Source organism: Colwellia psychrerythraea 34H (assembly GCF_000012325.1).
In the GTDB taxonomy this organism is placed as follows: Bacteria; Pseudomonadota; Gammaproteobacteria; order Enterobacterales; family Alteromonadaceae; genus Colwellia; species Colwellia psychrerythraea_A.
Window position 1 is genome coordinate 607473 of the sequence record NC_003910.7, and the last position, 21045, is coordinate 628517.

General features: G+C 38.6%; 27 protein-coding genes. 24 read left to right on the forward strand and 3 right to left on the reverse strand.

Annotated features, from left to right (window positions below; all coding sequences use genetic code 11):
* The first annotated feature begins 218 nt into the window (after positions 1-218).
* The 4 genes from CPS_RS02680 to CPS_RS02695 all read left to right on the forward strand — a co-directional run bounded on the left by CPS_RS02680 (position 219) and on the right by CPS_RS02695 (position 6234).
* Complete coding sequence (locus CPS_RS02680) at positions 219-1370, forward strand: hypothetical protein (RefSeq protein WP_011041454.1); 1152 nt, start codon at positions 219-221, stop codon at positions 1368-1370.
* 10 nt (positions 1371-1380) lie between these two features.
* Positions 1381-3624, forward strand: a complete 2244-nt coding sequence (gene ovoA / locus CPS_RS02685; RefSeq protein ID WP_011041455.1) for a 5-histidylcysteine sulfoxide synthase — start codon at positions 1381-1383, stop codon at positions 3622-3624.
* 281 nt (positions 3625-3905) lie between these two features.
* On the forward strand, positions 3906-5723 hold the full coding sequence (typA, locus tag CPS_RS02690; protein WP_011041456.1) for a translational GTPase TypA: 1818 nt from the start codon (positions 3906-3908) through the stop codon (positions 5721-5723).
* A 328-nt stretch (positions 5724-6051) separates the two neighbouring features.
* Positions 6052-6234 carry a hypothetical protein gene (locus CPS_RS02695; RefSeq protein ID WP_011041457.1) on the forward strand — a complete coding sequence of 61 codons (183 nt, stop codon included), beginning with the start codon at positions 6052-6054 and terminating at the stop codon, positions 6232-6234.
* A 54-nt stretch (positions 6235-6288) separates the two neighbouring features.
* Here the strand turns inward: CPS_RS02695 and CPS_RS02700 are convergent, their stop codons facing one another.
* Positions 6289-6513: a hypothetical protein gene (locus CPS_RS02700; RefSeq protein ID WP_011041458.1), complete on the reverse strand. Its 225-nt coding sequence runs from the start codon at positions 6511-6513 to the stop codon at positions 6289-6291.
* Between the two features lie 97 nt (positions 6514-6610).
* Between CPS_RS02700 and CPS_RS02705 the strand changes: the two genes are divergently transcribed.
* The 20 genes from CPS_RS02705 (at position 6611) to CPS_RS02795 (ending at position 17848) form a co-directional block, all read left to right on the forward strand.
* Positions 6611-7522, forward strand: coding sequence for a virulence factor BrkB family protein (locus CPS_RS02705; protein ID WP_011041459.1), 912 nt, complete (start codon positions 6611-6613; stop codon positions 7520-7522).
* Positions 7519-7956: a D-aminoacyl-tRNA deacylase gene (gene dtd, locus CPS_RS02710; protein WP_011041460.1), complete on the forward strand. Its 438-nt coding sequence runs from the start codon at positions 7519-7521 to the stop codon at positions 7954-7956. Before CPS_RS02705 ends, dtd begins: the two co-directional genes overlap by 4 nt.
* Positions 7957-8216: 260 nt before the next feature.
* Positions 8217-8585: a 50S ribosomal protein L14 gene (rplN, locus tag CPS_RS02715; RefSeq protein ID WP_011041461.1), complete on the forward strand. Its 369-nt coding sequence runs from the start codon at positions 8217-8219 to the stop codon at positions 8583-8585.
* Positions 8586-8597: 12 nt separating this feature from the next.
* On the forward strand, positions 8598-8912 hold the full coding sequence (gene rplX, locus CPS_RS02720; RefSeq protein WP_011041462.1) for a 50S ribosomal protein L24: 315 nt from the start codon (positions 8598-8600) through the stop codon (positions 8910-8912).
* 12 nt (positions 8913-8924) lie between these two features.
* Complete coding sequence (rplE, locus tag CPS_RS02725) at positions 8925-9470, forward strand: 50S ribosomal protein L5 (RefSeq protein WP_011041463.1); 546 nt, start codon at positions 8925-8927, stop codon at positions 9468-9470.
* 4 nt (positions 9471-9474) lie between these two features.
* Positions 9475-9780, forward strand: coding sequence for a 30S ribosomal protein S14 (gene rpsN / locus CPS_RS02730; RefSeq protein ID WP_011041464.1), 306 nt, complete (start codon positions 9475-9477; stop codon positions 9778-9780).
* Positions 9781-9799: 19 nt separating this feature from the next.
* A complete protein-coding gene (gene rpsH / locus CPS_RS02735; RefSeq protein WP_011041465.1) occupies positions 9800-10189 on the forward strand; it encodes a 30S ribosomal protein S8 in 390 nt (129 codons plus the stop codon).
* Between the two features lie 10 nt (positions 10190-10199).
* Positions 10200-10733, forward strand: a complete 534-nt coding sequence (gene rplF / locus CPS_RS02740) for a 50S ribosomal protein L6 (protein ID WP_011041466.1) — start codon at positions 10200-10202, stop codon at positions 10731-10733.
* A gap of 9 nt (positions 10734-10742) precedes the next feature.
* Positions 10743-11096 carry a 50S ribosomal protein L18 gene (rplR, locus tag CPS_RS02745; protein WP_011041467.1) on the forward strand — a complete coding sequence of 118 codons (354 nt, stop codon included), beginning with the start codon at positions 10743-10745 and terminating at the stop codon, positions 11094-11096.
* A gap of 9 nt (positions 11097-11105) precedes the next feature.
* Positions 11106-11615 (forward strand): 30S ribosomal protein S5, encoded by a 510-nt coding sequence (rpsE, locus tag CPS_RS02750; protein ID WP_011041468.1) that lies wholly within the window; start codon positions 11106-11108, stop codon positions 11613-11615.
* Between the two features lie 6 nt (positions 11616-11621).
* Positions 11622-11801, forward strand: a complete 180-nt coding sequence (gene rpmD / locus CPS_RS02755; RefSeq protein ID WP_041736596.1) for a 50S ribosomal protein L30 — start codon at positions 11622-11624, stop codon at positions 11799-11801.
* Positions 11802-11803: 2 nt separating this feature from the next.
* Complete coding sequence (gene rplO, locus CPS_RS02760) at positions 11804-12238, forward strand: 50S ribosomal protein L15 (RefSeq protein ID WP_011041470.1); 435 nt, start codon at positions 11804-11806, stop codon at positions 12236-12238.
* A gap of 6 nt (positions 12239-12244) precedes the next feature.
* Complete coding sequence (gene secY / locus CPS_RS02765; protein WP_011041471.1) at positions 12245-13582, forward strand: preprotein translocase subunit SecY; 1338 nt, start codon at positions 12245-12247, stop codon at positions 13580-13582.
* Between the two features lie 30 nt (positions 13583-13612).
* Positions 13613-13726: a 50S ribosomal protein L36 gene (gene rpmJ / locus CPS_RS23125; protein ID WP_011041472.1), complete on the forward strand. Its 114-nt coding sequence runs from the start codon at positions 13613-13615 to the stop codon at positions 13724-13726.
* 151 nt (positions 13727-13877) lie between these two features.
* On the forward strand, positions 13878-14234 hold the full coding sequence (gene rpsM / locus CPS_RS02770; RefSeq protein WP_011041473.1) for a 30S ribosomal protein S13: 357 nt from the start codon (positions 13878-13880) through the stop codon (positions 14232-14234).
* 13 nt (positions 14235-14247) lie between these two features.
* Positions 14248-14637 (forward strand): 30S ribosomal protein S11, encoded by a 390-nt coding sequence (gene rpsK / locus CPS_RS02775; protein ID WP_011041474.1) that lies wholly within the window; start codon positions 14248-14250, stop codon positions 14635-14637.
* A gap of 32 nt (positions 14638-14669) precedes the next feature.
* Positions 14670-15290 carry a 30S ribosomal protein S4 gene (gene rpsD, locus CPS_RS02780; protein WP_011041475.1) on the forward strand — a complete coding sequence of 207 codons (621 nt, stop codon included), beginning with the start codon at positions 14670-14672 and terminating at the stop codon, positions 15288-15290.
* Between the two features lie 25 nt (positions 15291-15315).
* Entirely contained in the window at positions 15316-16305 is a 990-nt protein-coding gene (locus tag CPS_RS02785) for a DNA-directed RNA polymerase subunit alpha (protein WP_011041476.1), read from the forward strand.
* A gap of 43 nt (positions 16306-16348) precedes the next feature.
* Positions 16349-16753 (forward strand): 50S ribosomal protein L17, encoded by a 405-nt coding sequence (rplQ, locus tag CPS_RS02790; protein WP_011041477.1) that lies wholly within the window; start codon positions 16349-16351, stop codon positions 16751-16753.
* Positions 16754-16948: 195 nt separating this feature from the next.
* Positions 16949-17848, forward strand: coding sequence for a phosphoribulokinase (locus CPS_RS02795; protein WP_011041478.1), 900 nt, complete (start codon positions 16949-16951; stop codon positions 17846-17848).
* Positions 17849-18182: 334 nt separating this feature from the next.
* On the opposite strand, the gene CPS_RS02800 is transcribed toward CPS_RS02795, so the two are convergent.
* Positions 18183-20063, reverse strand: a complete 1881-nt coding sequence (locus CPS_RS02800; protein WP_011041479.1) for a tetratricopeptide repeat-containing diguanylate cyclase — start codon at positions 20061-20063, stop codon at positions 18183-18185.
* Positions 20064-20284: 221 nt separating this feature from the next.
* Positions 20285-21043: an adenosylmethionine decarboxylase gene (gene speD, locus CPS_RS02805; protein WP_011041480.1), complete on the reverse strand. Its 759-nt coding sequence runs from the start codon at positions 21041-21043 to the stop codon at positions 20285-20287.
* Positions 21044-21045 lie beyond the last annotated feature (2 nt).

The window sequence follows — 21045 nt, forward strand, 5'->3', positions numbered from 1 at the left end:
TAATTTTTGCATCTGCTGAAATATATAGATCAAATGTACGGTGACTATATTGCAAATAAAGAAAGTGAAATGTGATCTTTATCGATTAAATTACCGTAAACAGTAAGTGATAGTTAGCGTTGAGCTAGGCACTATATTTAACCGTTAAATTGGTCATTAAATTAACAGTTAATTTAGGTGCACATTAATAATGTAAACACTTAAGGTAACCGAATAGGATGTTAAAAAAAGCACTGGTCTTGCTCCAAGATTACCTAAATCACTTAGGCTTTAAAGCTCAAATTCACTTTGAGTTAGAAGGTTGCTATAAAATCCCTGACCATATTAATGATATTGACCTTACTGCAGTCAACCACAGCTTATCTATGTTGGATATTGATGGTGAAGTCGTTAATGAATATTGGAAAAACCAATGGGAATATGTGTCCTTATTTAATGGTCAGTCTCCGCTAAAAGAAGCTGATAACTTAGTTCGAGCTATACATCACCTTCCCATAATATTTGCTCAACATGGCATTACGGAAACATTAATTCAACCGGTAGTTTGGTCGGGTGATCAAGGAAAGTTAGCGCTAGGCTCTCGCGATATTTTTACCACGGATACTCGGGCTGTTCATATACCCAATGCAATTCAAATCAATGTCAGTGTTATCAATGAGCAGGGAGTTAATATTATTTCCCATGATGGTTTTGGTGAATACTTACAGCAATGTTTTTTGCAAACGAGTAAAGCATGTAGTCTTTTATATTTGCCCGAAGAAGAAGCATTCGAACGTTTAAAATTAAAATCATACTATGGCTTGGCAGAAGAGCTTTGTTCTCCTTGTGATATTTCCGGTGGGCATCAAGGTAGTATTGCGCTGTATAAAGAGTTAGGTAAGCATAATCAACAAATGGGTGAAGAGACCTTATTATTTGATCAACATAATAAAATACTAGTTACCGAGCAAAATTGGCAAAAAACAGCACGTATAGAACACCGGCTAGGCGCTTCAAGTACGTCTTATAATCCCCATGTTAATGTTTTATTTTCTTTAATGAATGTTGTTGATGCCCTTGAGGTATATCTGCAAGAAAGTTGCCTATCTGATTTATCTTCTTCAATACCAGCCATCGAATTACCCAAGTCACTATATAACCAATACCAAAAAGCGGCCGGTGGCGCTAAAGACTCTCTTGGTGCTATTGAACTATTTACTCGTTGTCCTTGGTTTAGTGAACGTATCAATAAGGTACAGCAGTTTATGATTTCAATAAACAATGACAGTCACCAACCTGCTTATTTAGGTGATTTAATTAAGCAACAAATTCTCGCTAAATATCAAGCTAAAAAAATAGCATTACCTATTAACTTTAATTACACACTATAGGCGGCGTTTTATGGACACTTACAAAGACAACGAAGTAAACGAGCCCAAGTCACCAACGTTAACCGGGGATTCCATAAATGGAAAACGTGCTGAATTAAAACGCTATTTTAAAGCAACGTGGCAACGTTATGATTCTTTGTTCTCATTGGTCAATAATGATGAGGCGTATTATCAGAGACCAGAGCCGTTGAGACATCCATTGATTTTTTACTTTGGACATACCGCCTGTTTTTATATAAATAAACTTATATTAGGTAAATATATTGATGAGCGCATTAACCCTCGAATCGAAGCAATTTGCGCCGTTGGTGTAGATGAAATGAGTTGGGATGATCTGAATAGTGAACATTACGATTGGCCAGCAGTCGATGAAGTAAGAGTGTACCGACAACAAGTCTTCAATGTAGTAGATCATATCATTGATACTATGTCGCTAGTATTACCTATTAAGCAAAATTCATTAGCATGGATTATTTTAATGGGCTGTGAACATGAGCGTATTCACATTGAAACATCTTCAGTAATTATGCGGATGTTGCCATTAGCTTCATTAACACCGAATGAATGTTGGCCTACTTGCTTGCAAACCGATAGTCCGCCAAATAATGTATTGATGCCAGTAAAGGGAAGTGTGATTGATTTTGGCAAGCCTACTTCAGATGATAGCTTTGGTTGGGACAACGAATACGGATGTGCAACCTTAGCCTTAGATGATTTTCATGCTGCAAAATACTTAGTGTCTAATGAAGAATTTTTGAGCTTTGTCGAGTCAGGTGGTTATCAAAATAATTTTTTATGGACCCAAGAGGGACAAAAGTGGTTGGCATATAGCGAAGCGACGATGCCACGATTTTGGTTAAATAAATCGGGTGAATATTGGCAGCGAAACTTGTTAAATGAAATGCCTTTGCCGCTTGATTGGCCAGTAGAAGTAAACTATCTAGAAGCTAAAGCTTTTTGTAATTGGAAAAATAGCTTAGGTGACAAAGTATTAACTATTGAAGGCAAACAAGGTCATTACAGATTGCCTTCTGAAGCCGAATGGCTGTCTTTACGAGAGCAAGTTGAAGGTGATTTACTGTCATGGCACAAAGCGCCAGGTAATATTAATAGTGAATACTTTGCTTCTTCTTGCCCGATAAATTTATTCTCGCAAGGTGATTTTTATGACATTGTCGGTAATGTCTGGCAATGGACAGAATCAGCCATTGATGGTTTCAATGGTTTCTCAGTTCATCCTTTATATGATGATTTCTCTACGCCTACCTTTGATGGTAAACACAACCTAATTAAAGGAGGGTCTTGGATCTCGACAGGTAATGAGGCGATGCAAAATTCTCGTTATGCTTTTCGTCGGCACTTTTTTCAGCATGCGGGCTTCAGGTATGTAGTAAGTAAAAATGAGAATGTACCGAATTTAGCTGATAATCACTATGAAACCGATACTAAAGTGTGCCAGCAACTTCATAATCACTTTGAACAGCTAAATTCATTGAGTGCTTCGTTATATAATAAAGAGCAACAAGCTAGAAAAGATCTGAATCTAGCTATCAATGAACCGCATCTAGCGAATAATTACTTAGAAAAACTCGCTGACACCATTATTAGAGTAGTTGATAAATATAACGTAAAACCAATGTCCAAATGTCTAGATTTAGGCTGTAATGTTGGCGGTTTAAGTTTTATCTTGGCTAAGTATTATGCTTCGATCGATGCGGTTGATTTTTCTGCTAGATATATTCAATACGGTGTAAAGCTCCAACAAGGGGAATCGATACGATATGTAATGCATCGAGAAGGTGAGCTGATTGATTTTCATGAGTTTAGCTTACCAACCCAATTACAGGAAGAATCAAAAAAAATTCACTTTAGCCAAGGGGATATTGGTAATTTAAAAAACATATTTACGGGCTATGATGTCATTGTTGCCCAAAATGTTTTAGAGAAAAGTTATGATCCCGCGTTGTTTTTAGCGCACGTTCACCAACGACTTAATGCACAGGGTATATTGGTTATTATTTCAGATTATCAATTTACTGAAGAAGTAACAGATAAAACTAAATGGTTAGGTGGACAGAAAATCAATGGTGAAAACTTGACCGGCTTTGAGGCATTAACTGCTTTATTGTCTAAAAAATTCACCTTGGTAATTGAGCAAGAAGTCACTCAAATAATTAAGACCAATACGCGTCACTTTGAGGTCGTTCAACCTCAATTAACAATATGGCAATTGAGAGAAGATAATCGATATTAAGCGCAAAAAAAGTAAGACTATGGCGCTTTTTATAAATAGTAATTGTTGGTAGTAATAGATACGTTAAAAGTGTCTGTATCACCTATTTTTACTAAGTTCCTGAGACGCCAATACTAATTGTAAAATGTAAAGCTAATGTAGTATGAGATACTAATAACAATGCTTATGGCTTTATTGATTTCTTTTTAGCCTAAACAGCTGTATAATGCGCGCCCAATTATAGTCCAATTCGTTTGTCTGCTTAAAGTAGCGGTCAACGACAGTAACAGCGAGTAAAGCCTGTGTTAGATAAATTAAGAAATGTGGCAATTATTGCTCACGTTGACCACGGAAAAACCACTTTAGTTGATAAATTATTAGAGCAGTCTGGTACCCTAGATACGCGTGGCGGTCTAGAAGAACGTACGATGGATTCGAATGATATCGAAAAAGAACGTGGTATCACAATCTTAGCTAAAAATACGGCTGTTAACTGGAATGGCTACCGTGTAAACATCGTAGATACTCCTGGCCATGCTGATTTTGGTGGTGAAGTTGAGCGTGTAATGTCAATGGTAGATTCAGTTTTACTTATTGTTGATGCACAAGAAGGCCCTATGCCACAAACGCGTTTCGTAACGAAAAAAGCGTTTGCTCAAGGTTTAAAACCAATTCTTGTTATTAACAAAGTTGATAAGCCTGGTTCTCGTCCTGATTGGGTTATGGACCAAGTTTTTGAATTGTTTGATAACCTTGGCGCTACAGATGAACAGCTTGACTTTAAAGTTGTTTACGCTTCAGCAATCAATGGTTGGGCTTCGTTAGAAGAAGGCGTTACTGGCACTGACATGACTCCTTTATTTGATACTATTATTAAAGAAGTTCCACAGCCAATCGCTGATCCAGAGGGTGCATTTCAAATGCAAATCTCTCAACTTGATTACAACTCGTACTTAGGTGTAATTGGCGTTGGTCGTATTACTCGTGGTTCTGTTAAGCCGAACCAACAAGTAACTATACAATTAGCAAACGGCGGCGTTCATAACGCTAAAGTAGGTAAAGTATTTGGTTATTTAGGACTAGAGCGCCTTGATATCGCTGAAGGTTTTGCCGGTGATATTATTGCAATTACTGGTTTAGGCGAATTAAAGATTTCTGATACTGTTTGTTGTCCAACAGAAGTTGAAGGTTTACCTGCATTATCTGTTGATGAACCAACTATCAACATGACGTTCCAAGTAAACACTTCACCATTTTGTGGTAAAGAAGGTAAGTACGTTACTTCACGTAACATCAAAGATCGTTTAGACAAAGAATTGATTCATAACGTAGCTTTACGTGTTGAGCAATTAGAAGATGCTGATAAATTTAAAGTATCAGGTCGTGGTGAACTTCACTTAGGCATTTTAATTGAAAACATGCGTCGTGAAGGTTTTGAATTAGCTGTATCACGTCCAGAAGTTATTATTCGTGAAATTGATGGTCAGTTACAAGAACCATATGAAACAGTAACGATTGATGTTGAAGAACAACATCAAGGACCTATCATGGAGAAGATGGGTGTTCGTAAAGCTGAATTAACAGATATGGCACCAGATGGTACTGGCCGTATTCGTATGGATTTCATCATGCCAAGTCGTGGTTTGATTGGTTTCCAAACTGAATTCATGACATTAACGTCAGGCTCTGGTTTGATTTATCATACATTCTTTGAATACGGACCTCACAAGGGTGGCGAAATCGGCCAACGTAAAAATGGTGTAATGATCGGTAATGCAACAGGTAAAGCATTAACTAACGCTATCTTTAACTTACAATCTCGTGGTCGTATGTTAATCGGACACGGTGTTGATATTTATGAAGGTCAAGTTATTGGTATTCATAGCCGCGATAACGATTTAACAGTAAATGCCCTTAAAGGTAAGCAGTTAACTAACGTTCGTTCATCAGGTACTGATGAAGCACAAACATTAACGCCACCTATTGTTATGTCTTTAGAGCAAGCATTAGAATTTATCGATAACGATGAATTGGTAGAAGTTACACCAGAAAGCATTCGTATACGTAAAAAATTCTTGAAAGAGAATGATCGTAAACGTGAAGGTCGCGGTGTTAAATAATTATTAACTCACTTTTGTGAGTTTTAAATAAAAAGCGCCTATTACATAAGTAATAGGCGCTTTTTTTATGTCAGAACTTCTTAGGTAAATAACTAACTGTCTTTGTAAGATATCTCTGCAATTACTGCCAGTTTTATCAACAATAGCGATAATATTTCCTAGTAAGTGACTGTTTATACATAGTAAAGGGGAATAATATTTCAATATATAAATATCTTGTTACTTCTACTTTAGAAATAACTCAGCAGATAATATATTTTATAACTACCCTTATAGGTATCAAGCAGTAAGTTATAAACTGCTCTGTCCACACAAAAGGAATTGTATTATGACCCCAGCACAGCTAAAAGAACTCCAAGAGCTAAGCCATATTTTTAGTCAAGGTAAAGCTAGCCCTCAACAAATGCAGCAGCTTTCAGCTTTACTGGCTCAAATTAATTGTTACGGTGAAGAAAATAGAGCGGAAGAAAGTGAGCAAGTTAACTTTATTGATACTCCTCACTTTGGATGATAGTGAATAGCTATTTATCTGAAGCGGGCAAGGGCAGCTTAGCGCTTATCCTTACTAGCCGTAATCTTTATAAGTTGCCGCATCTATTATCGACCACACATGAAATACTCCAGCTATAATTGCTGGAATGACCATCCACCAAAGTGCATAGCCACCCACACATACAATTGCAAAAATCAATGCAGCCATTAACCTGCCTTGCACTAGTTGCCCTAATCCAGGGAAAAAAACATTACATATAGCAGAAATTACATTACCTGCAGAACCTTGACTCGCCATCAGTCACTCCAAATTATTCTATAGTGAAACTAGCGTGAGGCTAGCTAATTAATTGTCTCTATCTTAATATATATACTACTTAGGGCAAATCAGTAAATTGTTAACAAATATGAGTTTATTCAACGAAAAAAAGCTAATTAGTTTTTGGCATGACAATAAAGAGTTACTTTTTTATTTTACTCGCCGAGTTCGACGTGAGCAGATACAAGTTGTTGCCGGTTATTTATCTTATGTTTGTTTAATGTCATTGGTTCCACTAATTGTTGTCATGTTATCGGTAATGACTGCATTTCCACTTTTTGCTGAGTTACAACAAAGTATTGAACAATTTGTTTATCAAAATTTTGTACCTGCTGCTGGAGATGTGGTGCAACAGTACTTAACTGGCTTTGTGGCAAATGCTTCAAAAATGTCGGCTGTCGCAATCTCTTTTTTGTTTTTAGCGGCACTATTATTGATTTCATCAATCGATAATACTTTTAATAAAATTTGGCGGGTCACTGATAAGCGGCGCACTATTACCTCATTTGCTATGTATTGGATGGTATTAACCTTAGGTCCAATATTGGTTGGCGCAAGTATTGCGTTATCCTCTTACTTAGTTTCAATTGTCGCTGTTGATGAATACGATGTATTAGGCCTGTCTGATATGTTTTTACGCATGTTACCACTGCTTTCTTCCATAATCGCCTTTATCATCCTCTACATAGCGGTACCTAATAAAGCCGTACCTTTCAGATTTGCTTTATCGGGTGCCATTGTTGCGGGTGTTCTATTTGAATTGGCGAAAAAAGCGTTTGCTTTGTATATAACTGCATTTCCTTCTTACCAAGTAATTTATGGTGCTTTAGCTACTATCCCTATTATATTCCTGTGGGTTTATGTCTCTTGGATTATTGTACTAACAGGGGCATTAATCACTGTTTCTTTACAAGAATATGAAATATTAAAAGAGAAAAAAGTAAAAGAAAGCGATAGAGCACAAGTAAAGGATGAGGAAATATCATGATAGCGTTAATACAACGGGTAAGTCAGGCAAGTGTCACAGTTAATGGTGAAATCATAGGGGAGATAGAAAAGGGTTTATTAGTTTTCCTTGCCATTGAACCGTTAGATAATGAGCAAAAGGCAAAACGATTAGCTGAGCGGGTTGCAGGTTATCGTGTTTTTAATGATGAAAATGACAAGATGAATCTTAATGTTAAACAAGCAGAGGGGAATATCTTAGTGGTATCCCAATTTACCTTAGCGGCAGATACCTCTAGTGGCATGAGACCAAGTTTCACTACAGCAGCAAAGCCAGAGTTTAGTAATCATCTATATCAGTTCTTTGTTACCCAACTTAGAGATAAAGGTTTTGATGTTCCTACTGGGGAGTTTGCTGCCGACATGAAAGTAGCCTTAATAAATGATGGACCGGTCACTTTCACACTGACCATTTAACCTCCCTTAGTGTTATAAACCTTACCAGCCACAGCACTGCTTATTTTTTAACTAATTAAACTATCACTTTATAGTAAGTGGTGTTATAATCTCGCGCCCGTTAAGTTTGAGTTATGGCTTTAATGCCTAAATTCTATACAAGACGGGGGTCTTTCAAAAGGCAGTGACGGGTCAATTTTCGGCCTTAAATTTTATATTATCTTATTGTTTATCTTGCATTTAGCAAGGTTTAGAAAAAAGATAACAATGGAGCAAAATCAATGATCCAAATGCAATCACAGCTGAATGTTGCTGATAACAGTGGCGCTAAGCGTGTTCAATGTATAAAGGTTCTTGGTGGCTCGCACCGTCGCTATGCACGCATTGGTGATATCATCAAAGTTGCCGTAAAGGAAGCAAGTCCTCGCGGTAAAGTAAAAAAAGGTGATGTTCACACTGCGGTAGTGGTGCGCACTAAGAAAGGTGTTCGTCGTACAGATGGTTCTGCTATCCGTTTTGACGAAAACGCGGCTGTAATGTTAAATGCTAACTTACAACCAATTGGTACTCGTATTTTCGGGCCTGTGACACGTGAACTTCGTAATGAAAAATTTATGAAGATCGTATCATTAGCACCAGAAGTACTATAAGGAGTCACGATAATGGCATCTAAAATTCGTCGTGATGATGAAGTAATTATACTTGCAGGTAAAGACAAGGGCAAAACTGGTAAAGTTACCAAAGTTCTTGTTGAAGACGGCAAAGTATTCGTAGAAGGTATTAACCTAATCAAGAAACACACTAAGCCTGTACCTCAGTTACAGCAGCCTGGTGGGATTGTTGAAAAAGAAGCACCTTTACAAGTTTCCAACGTAGCGATCGTTAACTCAGCAACGGGTAAAGCAGATCGTGTTGGTTTTAGAATTGAAGACGGCAAAAAAGTACGTTTTTTCAAATCTAATAACGAATTAATTTAATTGGAGTAAACGATGGCGAAACTGCATGATTTATATAAAGATACAGTTGTAGCTGAGTTGCAAAAGCAATTTGGTTATAAAAGTGTCATGCAAGTCCCTCGGATTGAAAAGATCACCCTTAACATGGGTGTTGGTGAAGCTATTTCTGATAAGAAAGTTTTAGAACACGCCACAAATGATCTTACTGCAATCTCAGGGCAAAAGCCGATCACGACAGTAGCACGCAAATCAGTTGCGGGCTTCAAAATTCGTGAAGGCTACCCTATTGGTACGAAAGTAACTCTACGCGGCGAGCGTATGTGGGAATTTTTAGAGCGTTTAATCTCTATTTCTATTCCTCGTATCCGTGACTTCCGTGGCTTAAATCCTAAGTCATTTGATGGTCGTGGTAACTACAGCATGGGCGTTCGTGAGCAAATTATCTTCCCTGAAATCGAATACGATAAAATCGATAAGATTCGTGGATTAGATATCACTATTACTACTAGCGCGAAAGATAACGAAGAAGGACTAGCTTTATTGTCTGCCTTTGATTTCCCGTTCAAGAAGAAGGTGTAGAGTTATGGCTAAAACGTCAATGAAAGCTCGTGAAGCTAAAAGAACCAAGTTAGTAGCACAATATGCTGAAAAGCGTGCTGCGTTAAAAGCAATCATCTCAGGTACTGATTCTTCGGATGAAGAACGCTGGGATGCTGTATTGAAACTTCAAAGTTTACCTCGTGATTCGAGCAGTAGTCGTCAACGTAACCGTTGTAACATTACTGGACGTCCACATGGTTTCTTACGCAAATTTGGTTTGAGCCGTATTAAATTACGCGAAACTATGATGCGTGGTGAAGTTCCAGGTCTTAAGAAAGCTAGTTGGTAATTCACGGGAGTAAATGGTTATGATGACTGATCCTATCGCGGACATGTTTACACGCATCCGCAACGGTCAATCTGCAGCAAAAGTTGCAGTACAAATGCCATCTTCTAAAGTTAAAGTTGCAATTGCTACTTTGCTTAAAGAAGAAGGTTATATTTCAGAGTTTTCAGTATCAGGTGAAGTTAAACCTGAACTAGCTGTAACATTGAAGTATTTTGAAGGTAAAGAAGTAATTGAAAAGATCAAACGTGTTTCACGTCCTGGTCTTCGTATATACAAAAGCTGTGATGAACTTCCTAAAGTTCTTGCAGGTATGGGTATTGCGATCATTTCAACTTCTAAAGGTTTGATGACGGATCGTGCCGCTCGCTCTGCGGGTATTGGCGGTGAAGTTCTTGGTTTCGTAGAGTAAGGAGAATAATATGTCTCGTGTTGCAAAAGCACCTGTCGTTGTTCCTGCTGGCGTTACCATTACGTTATCAGGTCAAGACATTACAGTTAAAGGTCCAATAGGCGAATTATCTCGCACGATCCACAGTGACGTTGTTGTTTCTCAAGAAGAAAACAACATTATTACTAATATCGTTGCTGATGTTAAAGGCGCTTGGGCTCAAGCCGGTACTACACGTGCTTTAATCAATAATATGGTTGAAGGTGTTAGTAAAGGTTTTGAAAAGAAATTAGTTTTACAAGGTGTTGGTTACCGTGCCAAAGCTGCTGGTAAGTCTTTAGACTTATCTTTAGGTTTTTCACACCCAATCAAACATGCGATTCCTGAAGGAATTACTTGTGAAACTCCTAGCCAAACTGAAGTTACACTGAAAGGTTGTGATAAGCATTTAGTTGGTCAAACCGCTGCGAACATTCGTGCATACCGTAAACCTGAGCCTTATAAAGGTAAAGGTGTTCGTTATGTTGATGAATACGTTCGTCGTAAAGAAGCTAAGAAGAAGTAGGGTAATACTATGGATAAGAGATCATCTCGTTTGCGCCGCGCTAAACGCGCTCGTGCAAAAATTAGCGAGTTGGGTGCGAATCGTTTAGTTATATTCCGTACTCCTCGTCACATTTACGCTCAATTGATCGCTCCAACTGGTTCTGAAGTAATCGCATCTGCGTCTACTTTAGACAAAGAAGTTAGTGCTCAAATTGAAAAAACAGGTAATGTTGCAGCAGCAACTGCAGTAGGTAAAGCAATCGCTGAACGTGCTGTAGCAAAAGGTATCACTAAGATAGCTTTTGATCGCTCTGGTTTCCTTTACCACGGTCGCGTAAAAGCGTTAGCAGAAGCAGCTCGTGAAGCTGGTCTTCAATTCTAGGGGTTGATAATGGCTAATCATAATCAAGAAAACTCACAGCAAAGTGATATGGCTGAAAAGCTAATTGCCGTTAACCGCGTTTCAAAAGTGGTTAAAGGTGGTCGCATATTCAGTTTTACTGCACTAACAGTAGTTGGTGACGGTAATGGTCGCGTTGGTTTTGGTTACGGTAAAGCACGTGAAGTGCCTGCTGCAATCCAAAAAGCAATGGAAAAAGCGCACCGTAACATAGTAACGATTGACTTGAAGGGTACTACTCTTCAACATGTTATTACGGGCAAACATTCTGGTTCTAAAGTCTTCATGAAACCAGCTTCTGAAGGTACAGGTATCATCGCCGGTGGCGCGATGCGTGCAGTACTTGAAGTTGCAGGCGTTCAGAACGTATTGTCAAAAGCATACGGTTCTACTAACCCAATCAACGTAGTTCGCGCTACTGTTTCTGCCCTAGTGAATATGCATTCACCAGAAGGCATGGCAGCTAAACGTGGCAAACGCGTTGACGAAATTTTGGGGTAATTGAGAATGTCTAAAACAGTTAAAGTAACTCAACTAAAAAGTTCTATCGGTCGTTTACCGAAGCATAGAGCTACATTAAAAGGCCTTGGTCTACGTCGTATCAATCATACAGTTGAGTTAGAAGACACTCCATCTGTACGTGGTATGATTAACAAGGTTTACTATATGGTTAAGGTGGAGGATTAATTATGCATTTAAATACTTTATCCCCTGCACCGGGATCTCACAAAGCTAGAAAACGCTGTGGTCGTGGTATTGGTTCAGGCATCGGTAAAACTGGTGGTCGTGGTCATAAAGGTCAGAAATCTCGTTCTGGCGGTAGTGTACGTCCAGGTTTTGAAGGTGGTCAAATGCCATTGAAACAACGTTTACCTAAATTTGGTTTTACTTCACGTAAATCTTTAGTTCGCGCTGAAGTTCGTTTACACGAATTAAACCTTATCACTGGTGATGTTGTTGATATTCATGCACTTAAAGACGCTGGCCTAATTACACGTAATATCGTAGCTGTTAAAGTTATGTTATCTGGCGAAATTACTCGTCCAATTACATTACGTGGTATTGCAGTAACTAAAGGCGCACAAGCAGCTATTGAAGCTGCTGGTGGCAAAGTAGAGGAATAATACACAATGGCTACACCAGGAACGGCTACCTCACAAGGTAGTAAGGGCGCAGGCGGTTTGTCTGAGCTTAAACAAAGATTATGGTTCGTATTCGTTGCCTTAGTTGTGCTTCGTTTAGGGTCTTTTGTGCCAATCCCTGGTATTGACGCCGCTGTATTAGCTCAGTTCTTTGAACAACAAAAGGGCACTATCGTAGAGATGTTTAACATGTTCTCCGGTGGTGCACTTGAGCGAGCCTCAGTGTTGGCACTTGGTATTATGCCGTACATCTCAGCTTCGATTATTATGCAATTGCTTACTGTGGTTCATCCCGCAATGGCAGAGCTTAAAAAAGAAGGTGAAGCTGGACGTCGTAAAATCAGTCAATACACACGCTACGGCACTTTAGTTCTAGCAACAGTACAATCAATAGCGATTGCCAGAAGTTTACCGGAAATGATGCAAGGGCTTGTTATTAATGCAGGCTTTAGTTTCTATTTCACCGCAGTAATTAGTTTGATCACTGGTACCATGTTTTTAATGTGGTTAGGTGAACAAATTACTGAACGCGGTATCGGTAATGGTATTTCGATTATTATTTTTGCAGGTATTGTTGCTGGCATGCCATCCGCGGTTGGTCAAACAGCTGAAATGGCGCGTCAAGGTGAATTGCACTTATTAGTATTATTGCTTATAGGCGTTGTGGTATTTGCAGTAACTTTCTTAGTAGTATTTGTGGAACGTGGTCAACGACGTATTGTTGTTAACTACGCTAAACGTCAGCAAGGCCGTAAGGTGTTTGCTGCGCAAAGTACCCATTTACCTTTGAAAGTGAATATGGCTGGTGTTATACCGCCAATCTTTGCCTCAAGTTTAATCTTGTTTCCAGGCACGCTTGCGAGCTGGTTTGGTCAAGGTGACGGCCCCGTTGCTGACTTCTTACAAGGTGTTTCAGGAGCTATGTCTCCAGGACAACCTTTGTATGTAATGATGTTAGCAGCAGCAATTATATTTTTCTGTTTCTTTTACACGGCTCTTGTTTTCAATCCGCGTGAAACTGCAGATAACTTGAAAAAGTCTGGTGCGTTCATTCCAGGGATTCGTCCGGGTGAACAAACATCCAAATATATTGATAAAGTCATGACACGTTTAACCCTTTGTGGTGCGGCGTATATTACCTTTGTCTGTTTGGTTCCACAGTTTATGATCATGGCATGGGACGTACAGTTCTATTTCGGCGGGACATCTTTATTGATTATCGTAGTAGTGATTATGGACTTTATGGCACAAGTACAAACGCATATGATGTCTCATCAATATGACAATGTACTTAAAAAAGCGAACTTGAAAGGCTATGGTCGTTAGACCGAGTTGATTTAGTTAACGGAGTATAAAATGAAAGTACGTGCATCCGTAAAAAAGATTTGTCGTAATTGTAAAGTGGTAAAGCGTAAAGGCGTAATTCGCGTTCTTTGTGTTGAACCAAAGCACAAACAAAGACAAGGTTAAGCTTAGCTTTTAACCTAATATCTTTTAGAAGTGGCATTATGTAGATTTATCTGTATAATGCCGCTTCGATTTGCAGAAAAAGAGAATGGTTGGGTATCCTAACGGGCTTTCCAACCAAAGTAATTTTAATTATAAATAGGAGATGTGATTAGTGGCCCGTATCGCTGGCATTAACATCCCTGATCGTAAGCATGCAGTAATCGCCATTACTGCGATTTACGGTATCGGAGCTACACGTGCGAAAGCAATTTGTGCAGCTACTGGTATCGCTGAATCAACGAAGATCAGTGAATTAGACGAAGCAAAAATAGATTTGCTACGCGCTGAAGTGGATAAATTTACCGTTGAAGGTGATTTACGCCGTGAAGTTTCAATGAACATTAAACGTCTTATGGATTTAGGTTGTTACCGTGGCATTCGCCATCGTCGCAGTCTTCCTCTACGTGGTCAACGCACTAAAACAAATGCGCGTACCCGTAAAGGTCCTCGTAAGCCAATTAAGAAGTAAGAGGAACTAGACAATGGCTAAAACACCAGTTCGTACGCGTAAACGCGTAAAAAAACAAGTTGCTGATGGCATGGCTCATATCCATGCTTCTTTCAACAACACAATCGTGACTCTTACAGACCGTCAAGGTAATGCGTTATCTTGGGCGACTGCCGGTGGTTCAGGTTTCCGTGGTTCACGTAAATCAACTCCGTTCGCTGCGCAAGTAGCTGCAGACCGCGCAGGCGCTGTTGCAAAAGAGTTTGGCTTGAAGAATATTGAAGTGTTCGTAAAAGGTCCAGGTCCAGGTCGTGAATCTGCTATCCGTGCCTTAAATGCTGCTGGTTTTAAAATCACCAACATTACTGACGTAACACCTATTCCTCATAATGGTTGTCGTCCTCCGAAGAAACGTCGCGTTTAAGCGCTTTTTTTTAGGATAGTTGGAGAAAGAAAATGGCTAGATATTTAGGTCCTAAGTTAAAACTTAGTCGCCGCGAAGGTACAGATTTGTTCCTTAAAAGCGGTGTTAGAGCAATTGACACTAAATGTAAAATCGAAACAATACCAGGTCAGCACGGCGCCCGTCGCGGTCGTTTGTCAGACTATGGTGTTCAACTTCGTGAAAAACAAAAAGTTCGTCGTATTTTTGGCGTGCTAGAAAAACAATTCAGTAATTACTACAAAGAAGCGGCACGTCAAAAAGGCAACACAGGTGAAAACTTGTTACAGCTTTTAGAGACTCGTTTAGATAACGTAGTTTACCGTATGGGTTATGCAAGCACTCGTGCTGAAGCCCGTCAATTAGTTAGCCATAAGGCTATCGTGGTAAACGGCGTTGTAGTTAATATTCCATCTTTCACTGTTAAAGCTGAAGATACTGTTTCTGTTCGTGAGAAGTCTAAAACTCAAGCGCGTATTATCGCTGCTTTAGAATTAGCTGATCAACGTGAGAAACCACTTTGGGTTGAAGTAGATACTAAGAAGCTTGAAGGCGTTTTCAAACGTGTTCCAGATCGTGCTGACTTATCTGCCGAAATTAATGAACAGTTGATTGTTGAACTTTACTCTAAGTAGAGTTGCACTTTAAGAGAGGACATATATGCAGGGTTCTGTAACCGAATTCCTTAGACCACGCTTAGTTGGCATTGAAACCGTTAGCCCTCGTCGTGCTAAGGTAACTTTGGAACCACTAGAACGTGGTTTTGGTCACACTTTAGGTAATGCGTTACGTCGTATTCTTTTATCTTCAATGCCGGGTTGTGCCGTAACTGAAGTTGAAATTGACGGTGTTTTACATGAGTACAGTAGTAAAGAAGGTGTTCAAGAGGACATCATCGAAATATTGTTAAACCTTAAAGGGCTTGCAGTTATTTTAGAAGGCAAGAATGAAGCCGTTCTTACCGTAACTAAGTCTGGTGAAGGCCCTGTAACGGCAGCTGATATACAACATGACGGAGATGTAACAATTGCAAATCCTGATCATGTTATCTGCACCTTAACAGGTGAAGGTTCTATCAGCATGCGCATTAAAGTTGAAATGGGACGTGGTTATGTTCCCGCTTCTGCGCGCCGTGATGCCGAGGAAGAAGATCGTGCTATTGGTCGTTTGTTGGTTGACGCCTCATTCAGCCCAGTAGTTAGAATTGCTTATGATGTTGATTCTGCACGTGTTGAACAACGTACAGATTTAGACAAATTAGTTTTAGATATGGAAACCAATGGTACATTGGATCCGGAAGAAGCTATCCGTCGTGCTTCAACTATTCTTGCTGAACAGCTTGATGCGTTTGTTGAACTTCGTGATATCAAAGAAGTAGAGCAAGTGGAAGAAAAACCATTGTTCGACCCAATCTTGCTTCGTCCTGTTGATGATCTAGAATTAACTGTTCGTTCAGCTAACTGTCTAAAAGCAGAAGCAATTCAATACATTGGTGATTTAGTACAACGTGCTGAAGTGGAGCTTCTTAAAACGCCTAATTTAGGTAAGAAGTCTCTAACTGAAATCAAAGACGTGTTAGCGTCGCGTGGTTTGTCTCTAGGCATGCGCCTAGAAAACTGGCCACCTGAAAGCATTGTTGACAACGACTAGTTCGATCATCATTTTTTTAATAGTTAGAGAGAAGGATTAACTTATGCGTCATCGTCAAAGCGGTCGCCAGTTAAACCGTAATAGCAGTCATCGTCAAGCGATGTTCCGCAATATGGCAAGCTCTTTAGTTAAGCACGGCGTTATTAAAACGACTGTTGCTAAAGCTAAAGAACTACGTCGTGTTCTTGAGCCACTGATTACATTGGCTAAGACCGACAGTGTTGCAAATCGCCGTTTAGCGTTTGCTCGTACACAAGATAAAGAAGTAGTAGGTATTTTATTCAACGAACTTGGTGCTCGTTACCAAGAACGTCCAGGTGGTTATACTCGCATTTTAAAATGTGGTTTCCGTACTGGTGATAAAGCGCCTATGGCATATATTGAATTAGTAGACCGCCCAGTAGTAGAAGACGCTCCTGAAGTAGTTGAAGAATCAGCAGAAGCATAAACGAAAGTTTATACTTCAATTAAAAAACCGAGCTTAGGCTCGGTTTTTTATTATCTGAAATTTGATAAAACTATTAACCATGCATATAGTGACTATGTAGCCTTCATCGTTAAACTTGTCGCTTTCTTCCTTGACCTAAACGTAAATTCACCGTATAAAATATCTATCGTACTTTAGTTTATCCTTTGAGCCTTTATGTCTTCACGCAATCCAATCATAGCAGTCACTGGCTCATCAGGAGCGGGTACATCAACAACGACTGCTTCCTTTGAGCATATCTTTAGAACACTCGGTATATCCTCTGTCAATGTAGAAGGTGATAGCTTTCATCGCTTCTCACGACAAGAAATGGATATGGAAAAACGTAAAGCGAAAGAAGCACGGAAAAACATTAGTTACTTTGGTGATCTTGCTAATGACTTTAGCGCTTTAGAGAAACAATTTCGTGATTATAGCGAAACAGGTAGAGGACAAATTAGGCGCTATTTACATACGTTTGATGAGGCCGTTCCGTACAATCAAATGCCAGGTACTTTTACTCCTTGGGAAGAATTTGGTGAAGGTACTGACTTGTTATATTACGAGGGGCTTCATGGCGGTGTTGTAACTAAGGATAATGATGTAGCAAAGCATGTCGATTTGCTTATCGGCATGGTACCTATTGTTAATTTAGAGTGGATTCAAAAGATTATTCGCGATACTAATAAACGTGGGCATTCTAGAGAAGCGGTGACCGCAAGTATCGTTCGCAGTATGGAAGATTATATCTCTTTCATCACCCCCCAGTTTTCTCGCACTCATATCAATTTCCAGCGAGTACCTACGGTAGATACCTCTAATCCATTCAGTGCTAAGGCAATCCCTAGCTTAGATGAAAGTTTTGTGGTTATTCGCTTTCGTGAAGTCAAAAATGTAGATTTTCAGTATTATCTTCGTATGATTGATGGATCATTTATGTCGCGAATTAATACCCTTGTCGTTCCTGGTGGAAAAATGGGTCTAGCGATGGAGTTAATTTTAACACCGCTAATACGGGATTTAATGGATCGTAAAAACCAAGCAAACAAACAACTAGACTGGATGAGCGATTTATAACGATCGTTTATAAAAATTATTGATTTATATAAATACACCTCTAAAGTATCTAATTACTGTTGTTGGCTTTATATGCATTGCTTTCTGCTATTGTGTTTTATGGTATTCTGAATACTTTAATATTTGGGTCTATTAGAAGTCTTAATTTTTCAGCGAATAACTCTTAAAGCCAAAGTGGTAGAGTTATTCGCAGTACCAAAATTAGTATTAAGGTTTTGGAGAGGAATAATACGATCATTTGTGTAAACAAATTCTCTATAATTGCACGTGAGGGTAAAGACTCTTATTAAAAGTGAAAATTACTTTATTTGCTATTTCATTGGAGTCAGTGACATCAAAAGGTCTTTATATGATTTCGACCTGCTGCCTTTGCTTCATAAAGCGCTTTATCAGCTTTAAATAATAGTTCTGATAAATCGTTCTCTCCTTGGTAACTCACGACACCAGCACTGACTGTTTGTGTTAAATCGTTTGAAATGATTGACCACTCATACTGCTCAATGTTAGTTAACAACCTATTAGCAATAGATAATGCTGTATCTATGTCGGTATCAGGCAGTAAAATTATAAATTCCTCGCCTCCAACACGACCTACAACATCACCTTTTCGAATGACATTAGATGCGATATTGGCAAGGCAAATTAACACTTGGTCACCAATATTATGGCCTAATTCATCATTCACTAACTTAAAGTAGTCAGCATCAAAGAAAATTAGCGAGAACGGTGTTTGGTTTTTCTTACTGTAGGTAAGACACTTTTCAGCCTGAAAATAGGTTTCTCGGCGATTAGCTATCTTTGTTAATTCATCAGTAAAGGCGAGTTTTTTAAATTGGTGTTTATGATGCATTTGTTTATAAGCAAATATTGACACCAATATTAATATAATTCCGACTAAGGTAATTATGATGAATTGCATCGATTTATTCCGTTGCAACATGTTCAATTGTATTTCTTTATCTTTAGCGTGCTGAACTAATAAAGTATTTTCATGCTTAATTCTATCAGTATCAAAGCGAGTTTGTAATTCAGCATTTAGCTTTGTAAGCACACTTTTATCTTGTGCTAAATGAACGTGCAGATGATTTCTTAACGCAAAGTAAGCACTTTTCCAGCTTTTATTAGCCTCGTGAATATTGCTTCTGAGTAAATGGACTTTACTAAGTCCACGTTGATTTTTATCGATTAAGAAGGCTGCTTCAGCGTTTTGTAAAGCGTGTAAGCTAGCGGGGTAATTGTTAAGTTTCAGCTGAGCATTAGCTAAATATAATTGTAAAAAACTATACGGAGCATTAAATTCAGGTGTAATTGTACTTTCTGCTTGTTGTAATATAGTCAGCGCTTTGTCGTATTGCCCTAATGTTATTAGGTTGTTGGCGATATTTATCGACATGTCAGCTGCAATGACTGGTTGTTTGTTGAGAAGAAACTGTTGGCTTACTTGATAACGGGTGTTGGCTTCATCTAATTTATTTAATTGCTCCAAAGAAGAGGCTATTTGAATGTTTATGCCATTGGCTTCAAATATTTTCCCTTCTTTGATGTAAATCTCTTCTAACTGTAATTGATATTTCAAAGCTGTTCTTGCATCACCAAATCGTCGATAGCTAGTCGCTAGTTCGCCTAAATTTATATTGGCCCAATAGGTTAATTTAAGTGACTCATAGTGATTTTGTGCTGTAAGTAAATCCTCAAGGGATGCGGAGTAATTGCCTTGATAAGAGTGCAGAGTGCCTCGTTGACTATGTCCATGGGCAACCAGTAGCTGTGCTTCAATGGTGTATGCTTGGTTAATTGCGGTAGTTAAATCTTTAAGTGTAGTCTCAACTTGACCTAGTAATCGTTGATAGCTGGTTTTACATAACGTTAAATCAATTGTGATTTTTGATGGGGTATACTGGCTAAATATATCGAGTTGTTCATTTGCGTATGATATAGCTGATATTATTTGTTCATTTGTTTCGGCTTTTTGATTCCAACACTTTGCCCGTATATATTCTTTTTGACGTAGAAAATCATTGGAAGCAATTGTACTTTTCAATTCTTGAAGTAAGCTATCTGCTTGTTCGGGGGATGCTGGTTTATTAGTTTTAAACAACGCGATTATGACATCAGCGCGTTTATTTTCGTTAGCGTTAACCGATAAACAGAAAAAAATACTACTAATGTAACTCGCAATAATTAAAAAAGTGACAAGACATTGCTTAATGAACAATAAATACCCCTGAAGCATAATGATTAACGCACTATACCATCATAGAAGTTAAACTGTGCGGTTTATCCTGTAAGGTCTCAGAAATGCGGTTCATATATGGAGCGTGTCATTGCGAGTGGTGTGTGATTACTTAAAACTGACGAGATTATGAAAATAAGTCCTTAGAGCTCTTTCTGCTTAAATGTAGGCATTCTATTTACGACCTCTTAGGGGTATGTAAATTATTTACCGATAAAAAGTTCATCTAATTCTATCGCTAGTTGTGTTTTTATTTGTATTTCATCCTGAGCTGATAGTTGATGCTCACCGAGGTTAGAGTCAAGATTGAAAATATGTTGTCTCAATTCAATAGACTGTCTTGCTAGCTTACAGTGAAACAAGTTATGTGTTGTCATAACACTGTCTTTAACCTGGTATTTTGCGAGTGTATCTGTGGTTAAATGCTCACTGATTTGACTAATCTCATGATCATTGAAGTGCTTTTTACCGTATTGATCGCGCGTCATACCTCTAATACGATAATCTATATCGATAACATCCGCTGAAAAAGCCTCGATCACATAATCTAATACTTTTAAGGGCGAGATAATGCCACAGGTTGATAATTCTATATCAGCTCTAAAAATAGCTATGCCACTTTGTGCAGTTTCTTCTGGGTAGGTATGAATGCATAAATGGCTTTTATCTAGATGAGCCACTAAAGATTCTGGTTTTGCTTCTTCAGAAATCATTAAAGTTACACTCGCTCCTTGTGGGGTGTAATCTTGGCTCGCTATATTTAATACATTACCACCGATGGCGTGACAAACTTTAGTCAGCAGAACTTCAAGCAGTGCGCTGTTATAGGTTCGATTGATGTAGGTGTTATAACTCTCAACGGACTGAATTGAAGGTAAATAATATACCCTATATAACGAAAAGCTTAAACTTTTTGTTAAATTATTAAAGCCATACAGGGGGATTTTGTTATCAGTATTCATAA